Annotated in this window: 13 protein-coding genes and 1 pseudogene; 7 read left to right on the forward strand and 7 right to left on the reverse strand. The window is 63.6% G+C overall.

Annotation, left to right across the window (positions count from 1 at the left end):
- Positions 1-3 precede the first annotated feature (3 nt).
- Together AC0L2R_RS18060 and AC0L2R_RS18065 are read right to left on the reverse strand one after the other, a co-directional pair.
- Positions 4-326, reverse strand: a pseudogene (locus AC0L2R_RS18060) (endonuclease domain-containing protein).
- 116 nt (positions 327-442) lie between these two features.
- Entirely contained in the window at positions 443-1063 is a 621-nt protein-coding gene (locus AC0L2R_RS18065) for a DUF922 domain-containing Zn-dependent protease (protein WP_473510601.1), read from the reverse strand.
- A 234-nt stretch (positions 1064-1297) separates the two neighbouring features.
- Here AC0L2R_RS18065 and msuE point away from each other — a divergent pair, with 234 nt between their 5' ends.
- From msuE to AC0L2R_RS18090, 5 genes are read left to right on the forward strand one after another with little or no spacing between them, the layout of a single operon-like run.
- Positions 1298-1849: an FMN reductase gene (gene msuE / locus AC0L2R_RS18070; RefSeq protein WP_128246992.1), complete on the forward strand. Its 552-nt coding sequence runs from the start codon at positions 1298-1300 to the stop codon at positions 1847-1849.
- Positions 1850-1903: 54 nt separating this feature from the next.
- The gene (locus tag AC0L2R_RS18075) at positions 1904-3268 is read left to right on the forward strand and encodes an LLM class flavin-dependent oxidoreductase (RefSeq protein WP_473510602.1); all 1365 of its coding nucleotides are present in this window, start codon (positions 1904-1906) and stop codon (positions 3266-3268) included.
- Positions 3269-3294: 26 nt separating this feature from the next.
- Positions 3295-4143, forward strand: a complete 849-nt coding sequence (locus AC0L2R_RS18080; protein WP_473510604.1) for an ABC transporter permease — start codon at positions 3295-3297, stop codon at positions 4141-4143.
- Positions 4144-4200: 57 nt separating this feature from the next.
- A complete protein-coding gene (locus tag AC0L2R_RS18085) occupies positions 4201-5199 on the forward strand; it encodes an ABC transporter substrate-binding protein (protein ID WP_473510605.1) in 999 nt (332 codons plus the stop codon).
- A 13-nt stretch (positions 5200-5212) separates the two neighbouring features.
- Entirely contained in the window at positions 5213-5974 is a 762-nt protein-coding gene (locus AC0L2R_RS18090) for an ABC transporter ATP-binding protein (RefSeq protein WP_473510607.1), read from the forward strand.
- A gap of 90 nt (positions 5975-6064) precedes the next feature.
- On the opposite strand, the gene AC0L2R_RS18095 is transcribed toward AC0L2R_RS18090, so the two are convergent.
- The 5 genes from AC0L2R_RS18095 to AC0L2R_RS18115 form a co-directional block, all read right to left on the reverse strand.
- Positions 6065-8032, reverse strand: a complete 1968-nt coding sequence (locus tag AC0L2R_RS18095) for an acyltransferase family protein (RefSeq protein ID WP_473510608.1) — start codon at positions 8030-8032, stop codon at positions 6065-6067.
- A gap of 543 nt (positions 8033-8575) precedes the next feature.
- Positions 8576-8938 (reverse strand): SPW repeat protein, encoded by a 363-nt coding sequence (locus tag AC0L2R_RS18100; protein WP_473510610.1) that lies wholly within the window; start codon positions 8936-8938, stop codon positions 8576-8578.
- 138 nt (positions 8939-9076) lie between these two features.
- Positions 9077-9298, reverse strand: a complete 222-nt coding sequence (locus AC0L2R_RS18105) for an alkylphosphonate utilization protein (protein ID WP_023799061.1) — start codon at positions 9296-9298, stop codon at positions 9077-9079.
- A gap of 356 nt (positions 9299-9654) precedes the next feature.
- On the reverse strand, positions 9655-9882 hold the full coding sequence (locus AC0L2R_RS18110) for a hypothetical protein (protein WP_128170714.1): 228 nt from the start codon (positions 9880-9882) through the stop codon (positions 9655-9657).
- 249 nt (positions 9883-10131) lie between these two features.
- Positions 10132-10395, reverse strand: coding sequence for a hypothetical protein (locus AC0L2R_RS18115; RefSeq protein ID WP_023799059.1), 264 nt, complete (start codon positions 10393-10395; stop codon positions 10132-10134).
- A gap of 289 nt (positions 10396-10684) precedes the next feature.
- Between AC0L2R_RS18115 and AC0L2R_RS18120 the strand changes: the two genes are divergently transcribed.
- Both AC0L2R_RS18120 and AC0L2R_RS18125 read left to right on the forward strand, forming a co-directional pair.
- Entirely contained in the window at positions 10685-11614 is a 930-nt protein-coding gene (locus AC0L2R_RS18120; RefSeq protein ID WP_473510612.1) for a hypothetical protein, read from the forward strand.
- Positions 11615-11824: 210 nt separating this feature from the next.
- Complete coding sequence (locus AC0L2R_RS18125) at positions 11825-13834, forward strand: AI-2E family transporter (protein ID WP_473510614.1); 2010 nt, start codon at positions 11825-11827, stop codon at positions 13832-13834.
- Positions 13835-13953 lie beyond the last annotated feature (119 nt).

A 13953-nucleotide genomic window follows, 5' to 3' on the forward strand; every position in this document is an offset into this window, starting at 1 on the left:
AAGTCAGCGCCTGTCCGCATCGGCCTCGATGATTATGTGCTGGCAGACATTGTCGATATCGCGAATGACGTCGTCGTTCCAGAAGCGCAGGATGGTCCAGCCGCTGCTCTTCAAATAAGCGCTGCGTGCTGCATCGCGCTGCGCGTGTGTGTCGGACAGGCAAAGTCAACAATGTAGGGTCCGATTGGCACTTGCCGGCGAAAGCTCAGCCCCATCAATCGATGGGCGCGAAGCTCGTTCCATAGTTTCAACTCGGCGTCGGTCATCACACGACGCATCGATTTTGCGTTCTTGCGCTGATGCGGCGGAACGAGATCGTGACCCATCAGACACCCTCGCTTTGGAGATTAGCGACGTCATGGATGACGGCCGATCTCCCCCCCTGCGGGGGAGATTGGCCGTCATCAACACCTTCGCCAGCCTTGCTGCGGTTTCCATCCCCCTACCGCCCCATCAGCAAATTAACGATGAGCTGCTGCAGATTGCCGCGCGGGGCGAATTCTACCCGGTCGAAATCGCGGCTTGCCTTCTGCCGAGCCTGGGAGAGTTCGGCAAGCCGCCTGGCCATTTCGGTCCTGATCTTTTTGCAGCCGGGATCGTCGGGGACGGACAAGCCGATGGTGGCCGCCTCGATCTTGCGCGCCATGTCCGTATACATCTCGCCATGCACCTTTTCATGGGCGGCAAGGCCAGCAGCAAAAACCTCCCAGCTTTTTTGAACGGCGTCCGGTAGCGACCCGGATGGCTTGGGCAAGATGTAGGTGATGATGAGCTTCGGCCGTGCCGACATTAGCACGCAGGCATCGCCTTGCGGCTGGTAGTTTCTGACCCAGGTCAGCTTGTAATCGGTGTATGCCATGACGCGGCGCTTGCTTTTGCCGATGGTTGGCCCCTGCTCGCCCATCGAGGCATGGAGTTCCGGCCCGGTCTGCCCTGAAATGGCGTAGGTTTCGACCTTCTCGACCGGCTTCCACTGCGACTTCGACTGCGCCCCCATCTGCGCCTGCCCCGGCGATGCCAGCAAACAGGCCAGGAGCAGATACTTCAGAACGGCTGTTTTCATGCGAATCCTCCGGGGCGATGCCTTTGGTGTGCTGAGATCATCAACGCATGGCCGGACTGCGGTCAAGGCGCCGTTGCCAAACTCGCCGTTCGCATTTCGCGTCGAAAGAACCAATCAACGGCGATGTGCCGCAAACACAATCCGCTTGGCGGGTTCGTTTTGAAATCTTCTTTCTCACTAAACTCTATAAACTTAGTATAGTTAACGCACACAGGCGTTTTGCGAGGAGCCCAAATGTCGAAAAATCTGGTGGTGGGGCTGTCGGGCAACCTGACCCGTCCGTCGAAGACCAAGGCGTTCATCAGCCACATCGTTGCGGAGGTGGCGAGCAGCACCGGTGCAGCCTCGACCGTTTTCGACATCGAGGATCTCGGTCGGTCCTTTCCGCTGGCCAGGCGCATTGGCGATCTGGATCCATCGGCCAGGAACATCGTCGAGCGATTGCTGGGCGCCGACGTCCTGGTGGTTGGCTCGCCGACTTTCAAAGGCAGCTACACCGGGCTTTTCAAGCATTTCTTCGACCTGCTCGACCCGTCATCCCTGCGGGGAAAGCCGGTGATCCTTGCTGCAACCGGCGGCGGCGATCGTCATTCGCTGGTGGTCGAACATCAGCTGCGGCCGCTGTTCGGCTTCTTCGAGGCTTTGACCCTGCCGACCGCGATCTACGCCTCCGACAAGGACTTCGCCAACGGCGTGCTGGTGTCCGAAGCCATCCATGCTCGCGCCAGCCAAGCGGTCGCCGAAGCATGCCGTGCGGTGCCACGCAGCGTCGGTCTTGCCGCCTGAATACCGGCCCCGTGCCCTCAATTCGCTTCCCGCACAGCTCAGAAGGAGCCCGCAATGACCAGACCCAGCAAGTCGAGGCAGATCAAGCTTGGTGCTTTCCTGCCCGGTGGCGGACAGCATATCGCAGCCTGGCGCCATCCTGACGCGCCGGCCGACGGCGCGACGAATTTCGAGTTCCACAGGCAGCTCGCGCTGACCGCCGAGCGCGGCCTGTTCGACGCCTATTTCCTCGCCGACAATCTGACCGTCGGCCTCGGCGCCCGCGAAGGCGGCAATGCCAAGGTCGCCGGGTTCGAGCCGGTGACGCTGTTTGCCGCATTGGCGCCGCTCACCACGCATCTGGCCTTCATCGCCACCGCCTCCACCACCTATGAGGAGCCCTATACGCTCGCCCGCAAGTTCGCCTCGCTCGACCTGCTGTCGAACGGCCGGGCCGGCTGGAATGTCGTGACCTCGGCGGGTGACGAGACCGCGCGCAATTTCAATCGCGAGACGCAGCCTGCCCACGCCGAGCGTTATGCCCGCGCGCATGAACATGTCGAGACGGTCAAGGCGCTGTGGGACAGCTGGGAAGACGATGCCTTCATCCGCGACAAGAAGTCGGGGCGCTTCTACGACAAGGACAAGCTTCACGACATCGACCACAAGGGCCGGCATTTCAGCGTCAAAGGCCCGCTCAATGTGCCGCGCCCGGTTCAGGGCCACCCGGTGGTGGTGCAGGCCGGGCAGTCGGAGGACGGACGCAAGCTCGCCGCCCAGTCGGCTGAGGTCATCTTCACCGCCCATCAGAACCTGGCCTCGGCGCAAGAATTCTACCGCGATATCAAGGCGCGCGTGGCGGCAGTCGGCCGCGATCCCCGGCAGGTGCTGATCATGCCGGGCGTAGCCCCCTTCGTCGGCCGCACCGAAGAGGAAGCCCGCGCCAAGTACCAGCAGCTGAACGAGCTGATCCTGCCCGAGGATGGCGTGGCCCTGCTCAATGGGCTGGTCGGCCAGACGCTCGACATCCGGGGTTACCCGCTCGACGGACCGTTGCCGCCGAGCCGGGAAACCGAAGGCATGAAGAGCCGCCAGGCGCTGATCCGCCAGATTGCCGACGAGCACAACTTCACCATCCGCGAGCTCTACCAGTGGGTGGCGACGGCCCGCGGCCACTACACCGTGATCGGCAGCGCGGCGCAGGTCGCCGATCAGCTGGAGGAATGGTTCGGCAACGACGCCGCCGACGGCTTCAACATCCTGCCGCCGTGGCTGCCCGGCGCGCTCGACGATTTCGTCGAGCTGGTGATCCCCGAGCTGCAGCGTCGCGGCCTGTTCCGCACCGCCTACGAAGGCAGGACGCTGCGCGAGAATCTCGGCCTCAGGCGGCCGGAAAACCCCTGGACCGCCGCCCGCTCCAAGGTGCTGGCCGCCGAATAGATTCTCTTGAAGCAAAGGGTAAGACGATGAGTTTGCAACACATCGAGCAGCGGGTGACGATCGATGCACATGACGGCAGAACTGGCCTTGGCGCCAATTTCCCGCGCCTGGCCAACCGCACTGTCATCCGCTTCCTGTCCCGCTACGGCATCCTGATCGGCTTCCTCGCGATCTGGCAGGTGTCGAGCAGCGCGGGATGGGTCAACGCCGCGGTGCTGCCGCCGGTCGACACCATCGTCTCCGCACTGTGGAATGGTCTGGCCGGCGGCACCTTGCTTGGCGACATCGCCATCAGCCTGCAGCGCGCCGGCCTCGCCTTCGCGGCGGCGGTGGCGGTTGCCATCCCGCTTGGTCTGTTCATGGGCCAGGTGCGCGCCGTCGAAACCGCGCTTGACCCGATCCTGCAGGTTTTCCGGCAGACCTCGGCGCTTGCGCTCTATCCGGTGTTCATCCTGCTGCTCGGGCTGGGGGAGGCATCAAAGGTCTTCGTCATCTTCTGGGCGACGCTGTTTCCGCTGCTGCTCAACACCATCAGCGGCGTCAAGCAAGTGGATCCGAAACTGCTCGAGATGGCCCGGGTCTATGGCGCCACGCGGCTCACCGCGTTTCGCCGGGTCGTGCTTCCGGGGGCCGTCCCTTCGATCTTCGTCGGCTTGAGGCTGAGTGCGACCACGGCGCTCTTGCTGCTGATCGCATCCGAAATGATCGGCGCCAACAAGGGCATCGGCTTCCAGGTGATGAACGCGCAGTACAACTTCCAGATCCCGCTGATGTTTGCAGCGATCGTCATTCTTGCCGGCCTCGGCCTGATCGCCAACCAGGCGCTGGTCCGCCTGCAGCGGCGGCTCTGCCGCTGGAGCAATCCCATCGACTGACCAGCTTTCAACCATCCTCTCGAACAGGCCCCATCCTCCAACACGAAAGTCCGGACCATGCCAATCACTCGCCGTTTCCTGCTTGCTGGCGCTCCCTTTGCCGCCGGCATCATCGCCACCGGCCTGCCTCGCTTCGCCGTTGCGCAAGCCGCGCCGGTCACGTTGCGCTACCTCGCCAGCCGTGGCAGCATCTCGCCGCATGAGCTGGCGGACGCGCTCGGCTATTTCAAGGACGTCGGCGTCAAGCTTGAGAATGTCGGCTACTCCAGCGGCGGCCCGGAATCGCTGTTCGCGCTCGCCTCCGGCAGCGTCGATCTCGGCTCGGCCGCAACCGCTGCGGTGATCAATTCGATCTCCGGCGGCAACGACTTCGTCGCTGCCTATCCAAGCAACGGCATCAACGGCCAAGTGCGCAGCGTCTTCTACGTGCTGGAAGACAGCCCGATCAAATCGATTGCCGACATCGCCGGCAAGACCATTGCGGTCAACACGCTCGGCGCCCATCTCGACTATACCGTCCGCGAGGCGCTGCACGGCGTCGGCCTGCCGCCTGATGCCGCCAACCTCGTCGTCGTGCCCGGGCCGCAGCTTGAACAGACCTTGCGGTCACACCAGGTCGATATCGCGGCACTGGGCTACTGGCAGGCGACGTTTGCCGGCGCGCTGGTCGACAAGGGCGGTGTGCGCGGCGTGTTCAACGACACCGACGTGCTGGGCGAACTGGCCGGCGGCTTCATTGTCCTGCGCCGCGACTTCATCGCGGCGCATCCGGACGGCGCCCGCAATTTCGTCGAACAGTCGACCCGCGCCGCCGACTGGTCGCGCCAGAACCCGAACGAGGCGCGCAAGGTGCTTGCGGAGATTTTCGATAAACGCGGCGAAAATGGCGAGCTGGCGCGCTACTGGACCGGCTTCGGCCTGCGCGAAGGGACGAAGGCTGACGACCGCGACATAGACTTCTGGGTCGGCGTGCTCGAGCGCGACGGCCGGCTGCCCAAGGGCAGGCTGAAAGCCGCGGATATTCTTTACGGGCGCGGCGAAACGAAAACCAATTGATCGGGAGACGGCCATGGCCAGCACAAGCGGCGGCGAGGTCACGATACGCGACCTCTGCAAATCCTTCACCCTCGGCGTTCGCCCGCTTGCCGTGCTGAGGGCGCTCAACCTCGATATCCGCTCCGGCGAATGTCTCGTCATCGTCGGCGCCAGCGGATCGGGCAAGACCACGCTGCTGCGCATCCTTGCCGGTCTTGAGGCTGCCGACAGCGGCGGTGTCGCGATCGACGGCAGGCCGGTCCATGGCGTCGGCGCCGAGCGCGCGGTCATCTTCCAGGAACCGCGCCTGCTGCCCTGGCTGACGGTGCTCGGCAACGTCGCTTTTGGCCTCGAAGTGCGGGGCGTGCCCAAGGCGGAGGCCGAGGACAAGGCCCGCTTCTATACCGCGCTCGTCGGCCTGGCCGAATTCAGCGATGCCTATCCCAGGCAGCTTTCGGGCGGCATGGCACAGCGCGTCGGCATTGCCCGGGCCTTGACCGTGCAACCTGAAATCCTGCTGCTCGACGAGCCGCTAGGCGCGCTCGACGCCATGACCAAGATCGGCATGCAGGAGGAACTGGCGCGCATCTGGAGCGAGGAGAACGTCACCATGGTCATGGTCACCCATGATCTGGAAGAAGCGATCTATCTTGCCGACAGGGTGCTGATCCTGCCCAGGGAGAAGGGCGGCACAGCACGGCTGGTCGAGGTTGAACTGCCGCGCCCCCGCGATCGCAGCGAGAGCCGGTTCGTGCGCTACCGCGAAGAACTGCTGCGCGAGTTTGGCTTGCACTGAGACTGGGGGCACTGAGACCGGGGGCACTGAGACTGCGAGCACTGAGACCGGGGGCACCGAGACGCTGGTGAAAGGCGCGTCTTGCGCGCCTTACTTCCCGGCCGCCCCGGTCGAGAACAGCGCGCGCTCGACCGTCGGCTCCAGCGTTTGCGCAAAGGGCGTCGCCATGTGGTGACGGTCGCGATAGGCCAGCTTGCCGTCGATGAAGACATGGCAGATCTTGGCGTCGCAGAACCGGTCGGTCATGTCGATGTAGGTCGCGTTGGGGACGGCGCGCACGATGTCACGCTCCACCGCGGCCATGGCGTCGTTGGCGGCGTCGGTTCGCGGCGCGTCACATACCGATGGCGTCTGTCCACGCCACAGCGCGCGGGCCACGCAGGTGTCGACAAAAAGGGTGTTGAACGGCACATCGCGGATGAAGGCGACTTTCAGCCCGGCCTGGCTGAACGCCTCCAGCGTTGCGCGCAGGCCGCCCTGCCAGTCCTGATCGAGGCTTTCGGATTGCCGGGCGTCGGGCGACAGTTTGCGCGAACTGGTCAGCGAGATCTCCGAAATCACCACCAGGCTCGGGCGCAGGGCGATGATCTCCTTGATCGATTGCTCGCGCCATTGATCGCACTCGGTGTAGTCGCGCTTCAGCTTCGAGCTCCAGACCGTCAGCCGCGACGCCCGGCAGGCGGCTTTGAGCCAGGTGACGACCTTGTAGTCGTTTCTCTTCGCCGCCTCGATCAGCGGCGTCGACCAGTGATCGGCATGCGAATCGCCGAACAGCGCGATCGAGCGCTCGGCATTCTTGGCGCCGAACTCGCAGGCCTTCGGCGTCACGGTCTCGTAGTCGACAACGCAGCCTACCTTGGCGCGCGCGGTGGAGGGCTGCGCGGCAGTTTCGGCAATGATGCGTTGCGAGGGGTCGAGGCCGTCCACGGCAAGGCGCGCATTGGCGTAAGTCGCCACGACGCCGGCGCCGGTCAGCATTGCGGCGGGGATTAGCGCGCGCGCCGCGTTCGCCATCAGCCAGCCATTGCGACGGATCGGGTTTTCGATGAAATTATAGGTGAAGAGCGACAGCGCCAGCGTCAATGCCGCGCAGGCAAGCCGCCCCGGCCAGGACAGGTCGGGCACCATCATCGTCGCATAGACGATGACCGGCCAGTGCCAGAGATAGAGCGAGTAGGAAAGTTTCCCCACCCATTGCAGGGGCGGCAGCGCCAGCATGGCGCTCGGCCCTCTTTGGACATTGCCGGAGCCGCTGAGCAAAAGCAGCACGGTGCCGGCCACCGGCACCACCGCCGCGAAGCCGGGGAAGGGGGTATCCTGCTCGCTGAAGGTCAGATAGGCAACGGCGATCAGCGCCAGGCCAAGCCATGCCAGTGCTGCGCCCAGTTGCGGGCGCTCTCGCCAGAATTGTGCCGGCACCATTGTCGCCAGGCCGCCGGCGGCGAACTCCCAGGCCCTGAGCGGCGAGAAATAGAAGGCCCAGGGCTGCGCCACGGTGGTGAGCCAGGCGCAGACGGCGAACGACACCGCGCCGGTGAGGCCGATCACCAGGATCGCCGTGCGCTTGCCCGGGCGCAGCCATGCCGCCAGCAGAAGCAGCCCCGGCCATACGAAATAGAACTGCTCCTCGACCGAGAGCGACCAGAAGTGGATGAAGGGGTTGTTCGCCGCGTCGGGGGCGAAATAGTCGAACGACCAGCGTATCAGCCAGAAATTGATCGCATAGGCCGAGGCGAACATGGCGCCTTTCGAATAGAGCGACTGTTCGTCCGGCGACAGGATGAAGTAGCCGGCGACCAGCGTGGCGAAGATAACGAACAGCGAGGCCGGCAGCAGGCGCCGGGCGCGCCTAGCATAGAACCGCCACAGGTCCAGCCTGCCGTCCTCGGCGATTTCCCGCAGCAACTGGCCGGTGATCAGGTAGCCGGAGATGACGAAGAAGATGTCGACGCCAGTGAAGCCGCCGGGCAGGTCCGACAGACCAAAATGGAACGCGACGACGCCGGACACCGCCAACGCACGCAGCCCTTCGATATCAGGCCGAAACGATGCTGACACGGCAAAACCTCGCGAAGTCGTTGAAAAGCCACCCGTGCGAAGACTCGACGCAATGCATTGATATTGCAATGCAACAAATCTAACGCAGTGCAACATAAGTGGAAGTTTGCCGGGTGCAGTGCGGCATGCTCGTCGGCGCGTCCTCAGCGAACGCCGTGCCAGCGCTGCCATCCGCATCCGCGGCGGCGGATTTTGGGCGGCGGGATTTTGGAGTACAAAAAGACAATTTGGCCGGGAATACGGCGGGCGGGAGGCGTGCGAATTTGACTGGCGCCTGCTCTGTCTGTTCGTTTTAGCCGCATTTCTGCAACGTGAAGCGATTCTGCCTGGCTGCAAAAATACTCTAGCGGACCCGGTCTCAGGCTTTAGAAGGAGCCCGCAGCTCGCGCGCCAGACTCCTCCCCTTAAAGCGCCTCGCGTTCGAAAGGAAATCGACGCGCTTCAGGTCTTTGTTTCTGTGCCTGTCGTTACCCCAAAACCGCTGCGCGCCCTCGGTCAGGCCCGAGGGCATGCTTTTGGGCGACATGCATCAGTCGTCACCGATCACGCATGCGCTGGCGGATGATGACGGGAGTCCCAGACTGCCCAGGCCGATGCCGCAACCACCAGCAAGCCGAGGACAACGTGGGTCGCCATTGCGTTGGCGTTTGCCACGAAGCCGAGCAGCCAGGGCGAGGCGATCAGCCAGAGCCCGACGACAAGGTTCACCCACTCTTCCCATTCGGCGAATACTGAAAGCGCCGCGAGAGCCAGGGCGCCGAGCAAGATCGCGGCAATCCAAGCGTTCCAGGCAGCAGTGGTTTCAGCAGCGAAGCCGACAACCCAGGGTGAGATGAACAGGCATGCCGCTAGGATCAGGTTGATCCAATCCTGAGGCTTCTTTCCTTCCATCAGATTGTTTGCCATGACAACCTCCACAGATGAAGCTTGACCAAAGCACTACGTCGCGTGCAACGCACGCTTAGTCATTGATATATCGCACTTTCGGCGGCTTTCAAGGAGTGGTTCCGGGGCGGCCGGTTATGCACTGAGTGCCGGGCGCGATCACGCCTTTTTCAGGAACTCGGTCTTCAGCACCAGGCCCTTGACCTGCTTGGTGCTGCACTCGATCTCGCCGGGATTGGCGGTGAGGCGGATGTTCTTCACCAGTGTGCCGCGCTTGATCGTCTCCGACGTGCCCTTGACCTTCAAATCCTTGATCAGGGTGACGGAATCGCCCTCGTTCAACTGGGCGCCGTTGCTGTCTCTTGCGATCGCGTCTGTCATATCAGGGTCTTTCATCGAAGGGGATAGCGGACTATCCGGCGGATGGCGGCAAGGTCAAGCGTGGTGGCAACTGTGCCATCGCTGGCGCGTGAAGCGGGCAGGGCATCCTTGTTGCTCATGTCAGGAGGCCGTATCGCCCGTCGAAGTCGGCGATGCCTCGTGGTTGAAGCCGATTTCACCGGAAGGTGGAGGATCACAGCCTGGCGCGCCGCCGCCTAAGCCTGTCGATCAGGTGGCCTGTCGAACAAGTGACTTGTCGAACAGGTGACCTGTCGAAATGCGGACCCGTCGATCGCGGACACCGCAAGCGGCGTACGGCCGGTTAAAGATTGAGCCCCACAACGGATGGAGGGACTCTAGAAATTGAAATAGATCGCCGGCGGATACAGACTGGATCCATTGTTGTCGGCTGGCGCCGCCGTCGCATCAGACGACGTGATCCCGCTGGTGGACTTGTTGTCGAGCGGCGGCCGGTTTTTCTCGGCTGAGGACGCTTTGGCATCGGTGGCAACGGCTTTCGTCTTGGCCTCCACGGCTTGCGAAAGTGCGAGCACCGCGAGAAGAGCAGACAGGGCAAGTTTCATGACGAGGTCCCTCCATGGTTAACGTAAGGTTAACCGCGGCCGCCGGCCCGAACACGGCCGCTGTGTGGAAGGACGTGGAATTCTCCGGAATTTCTGGAATATTAGCTTGTGGAAAAGTACAATGTGAGCAGGTGCCGGCACGTGTAGGCTTGCAGCCGCATCAGGCCGAAGCTTGGAGCGGCCGCGACAGAACCCAGACATCCAGTTGCGCTTGGCCGCTCAATGTCGCGGCCAACGCTGGTGTTAAGATCAATCCCTGAAGCCGTTTGAGTCGAGCAGGGCGACCTGCTTGCCGTCGATGAAAAAGCGTATCACGTGCGCGCCGCCGTCGACTTCGATGCGCGTCGGATCGATGACCGGCGCCGCAGGAGCCGCCTTGCCATATGTCGCTGCCGCGCGCGAGCCGGCAGCGGCACGCGACGGTCCATCCGGCCCGAAGGTCAGCAGCAGCAGTGCAGCGGATCCAGCCGCAACCGCGGTGAAAGGGATTTTGGGGGAGGCAATCCAGGACATCGAATTATTCCTTCCTTGTTGAGGCGGCATCTACGCTGGTTTGTGCCGGTGCCGAGAGCTCGGCTTCGCCGTCGTTCAAATGACTGAGGAAGGGTGTTGGTATTCAGGCCTAAATAGCGTGAGTTTCATAACTTGCCCCTGCCCTGCGCGACCTTAGCGCCGCCCGGCGGGGCGAAAAGCGCAGGCGCGTGGAGGGGCGTGGAATTCTCCGGAATTTCTGGAATATTAGCTTGTGGAAAAGTATAGCCTGCGCGTGCTATCCTCGCAGTGGCATAAAGGGGCGGGTAGGGTGGCACAGCATATCGCGCAAAAATTGCGGCTGACTGCGGCCGTGCTGGGAACCGTCACCCGCAAGGACCTTGCGGCGGCGTTCCGGGGCGTCAACCCGAAGACGGCGTTCGATCTCGGCCGCGCCGACAAATGGCTGCAGGGGCGCGCCCAGCCACGCGAGCTCAGCGTCTACGACGACTGGACGAAGCTGCTCAAGCTGGAGCAGACCGGCGCCTGGATCGCCGAGAGCGACCTGCAAGGTTTTACCGCGGCGATCTGTGCCCGCCACGGCATCGACAGGGCCGAACTGGAGCGCCGCGCCGGTGCGCATTTCGAGACCGCTGCCGGGCATGAAGAGCGAAGCCCTGGATTGGCCCTTGTCGGAACCTACGCCTGTTATTCGCGCGCCTTGTCGCCCTATTATCGCGGCCAGCTGATCAGGGGCAGCCTGTCGATTGAGGCCGGGCCGGGGGCGCACGGCCTGACCGCCGCCTATCGCGAGGCCTTGCCGACCGGGCAGCTGCTGCTCGGTGGGCAGATGACGTCGGCAAAACGCGGGCTTTATGCGCATCTGAAGGAAGCCAGCGGCGAGGCGCAATTCTTCTTGTGCCTGTTTCCGCACTCGCGGCCGGGAAGCGTGCTAGGCGGCTATTTGTGCGGCACCACCATCATCGGCCCGGAGCCGCAGCCGTCGCTGACCCGGATCCTGATGGTCCGCTTGCGCAATCCGGCGCCCCAGGGTTGGGGCGGGTATCTGCCGCCCGACGGATCGATCGCCGCCGATCTGGCATCGCTTGGCCTGTCCGTCGAGCAGACGGAAGCGGTTGACCGGCAGCTGGCGCAATTCCTCGTCGGAGACAGCGACGGCGGCGCCAGCCAGATCCCACCGGCCGAGTTCCGTGCCATCGTCGACGTGTTCGACCGTCATTGGCTGAGCCATTCCGTCTGAAACCGGGCCGCCTGACACCGGGCCGCCTGACACCGGGTCGCCTGACACCGGGTCGCCTGATACCGGGCCGTCTGGCATCGGGCCGTCCGGCACCGGGCTGAGGGGAAGACCCTTGTCGCTGGAGTGGTCGGGCTCGCTGGCACGAAGGTGGGGACGTTGCATGCCGGCTCAATATGCCTGATCATGGCCATGGCGGGGTGGAGGCATCAAGTGGCGGCCAATCGGCGAAACGGCATGCATCCGTCGGAGCCCGGGCTGGTGGGCGTTGTTTCCGCTGCCATGGCCCTGCCGCGGATGTCGCTGCCCACCGTCGCGACCGTCGTGGCGGCGGTTGCGGCCCTGTATTTCGGGCGCGAGGTTTTCCTGCCGATCGCAATCGCACTGCTGCTGACCTTTGCGCTTGCACCCTTGGTTTCGGCACTCAAACGGGTCGGCATTCCCCGTCTTCCTGCGGTCATCGCCAGTGTGCTGGGCGCATTCACGGTGCTTGCGCTGTTCTCCTTCATTGTCGCCACGCAGGTCAGCGAACTGGCGCAGAACATCCCGCTTTACCAGTCGAATATCCTGACCAAAGTCCGATCCCTGAAGGAGACCGGCGTCGGCGGCGGCGTCATCGCCAGGCTGAGCGAGGCGATCGAACGCGTTGGCCAGGAACTCGACAGGCAGGAAACCTCGCCGCCCGCCGCGGATCAGCCACGGCGCGAGCCGGTGCCTGTCGAGATCATCGCACGCGAAAGGCCGCTTCAGGTTCTGCAGAACCTGATCGGCCCGCTGATCAGCCCGCTGGCATCGGCCGGCCTGATCGTCGTCGTCGTCATATTCATGCTGCTCGAGCGCGAGGACCTGCGCGATCGTTTCATACGCCTCGTCGGCTATGGTGATCTTCATCGGACCACCGAGGCGCTCCAGGAAGCGGGCAAGCGGGTCGGCCGATATCTGCTCATGCAATTGGTCGTGAATATCGTCTATGCCATACCGGTTACAGCAGGGCTTTGGGTTCTCGGCATACCCAATGCACTGCTGTGGGGGTTGCTGGCGCTGGCGCTGCGCTTTGTTCCCTATATCGGCCCGATCATTGGTGCACTGCTGCCGCTGTTCCTGGCGCTTGCCGTGGCGCCCGGCTGGTCGCTCGTGCTGTGGACCGCCGGGCTGTTCGTGGCCATGGAAATGATCACCGGCAACGTCGTCGAACCGTGGCTCTACGGTTCACGAACGGGGCTGTCACCATTGGCCATCATCGTCGCGGCGATCTTCTGGACCTGGCTCTGGGGTCCGCTGGGCCTGGTCCTGTCGACGCCGCTCACGGTCTGCCTTGTCGTGCTCGGCAGGCACGTGCCGCAGTTCGAATTCCTCGACGTCCTGTTCGGCAACGAACCGGTGCTCGAACCCCACGCCCGGCTCTACCAACGGCTGCTGGCCGGCGATCCAGAGGAAGCCACGGATCACGCCGAGGAGATGCTGGAGGAAAAATATCTGTTCGAATTCTATGACAAGGTCGCCATTCCCGCACTGCTGCTCGGCGAGCAGGATCGCGTGCGCGGCGTCATGGGCGATGAGCAAAGACGGCGGGTGGCGGCCAGCGCGCAGATGCTGGTGGCGAACCTCGACGACAGCGCACGGGAGGAAGCAGAGGAGGACGATGATCCGGCCACAGTCGAGCCTGCCACGGCGGACAAGTACAAGGACAAGGACAGGGACAAGCAGGCCCAAGCGGAGGGCGAGGACGACACTGAGCTGCCGGACGGCACGGAGATGTCGGTGCTGTGTCCCGGCGGCCGCGGCGAACTCGACGATGCCGCCGCCGCCATGCTGGCGCAGGTGCTCGAAGTCCAGGGGGCAACGGTCTCGAAGGCGAGCTTTGCCGATATGGATCCGACTGGCATTCGCCGGCTCGAGCTCGACGCGGTCGACACCGTTGTGGTCGGATTCCTGAACCGTGACTCCGTCAAGCACGCCCGTTTCCTTGTTCGTCGGCTGAAACGTGCCAGATCGGCGCTGCGGGTAGGCATCGTGTTCTGGTCGAAGGACGGCGACGACAAGGAGGCAGCCGTCGAATTGGCCAATGACATCAATGCCGATTTTGTGGCGTTTGGCATGGTCGAAGCCGTTCTGGGCGCATTGTCGAGCGATCCGCCGGTGGCGCTGAAGGTCGCTGCCAAGCGCCGCATGCGCCGCCGGCCGCGCCCGGCCAGGAAGGCGCCGCTTGCCGCTGCAAAGTGAGAGACTGTTTGGAAACTCTACTCCGGCGGCCATCTGATGGCGTTTTCTGCGCTTCCGGTGCTCACGGACCAGCGCATGACCCCGGAAACCTGCGGTTTCCGGAAAGGATCATGCGCCAA

Source organism: Mesorhizobium sp. WSM4820 (genome assembly GCF_055811075.1).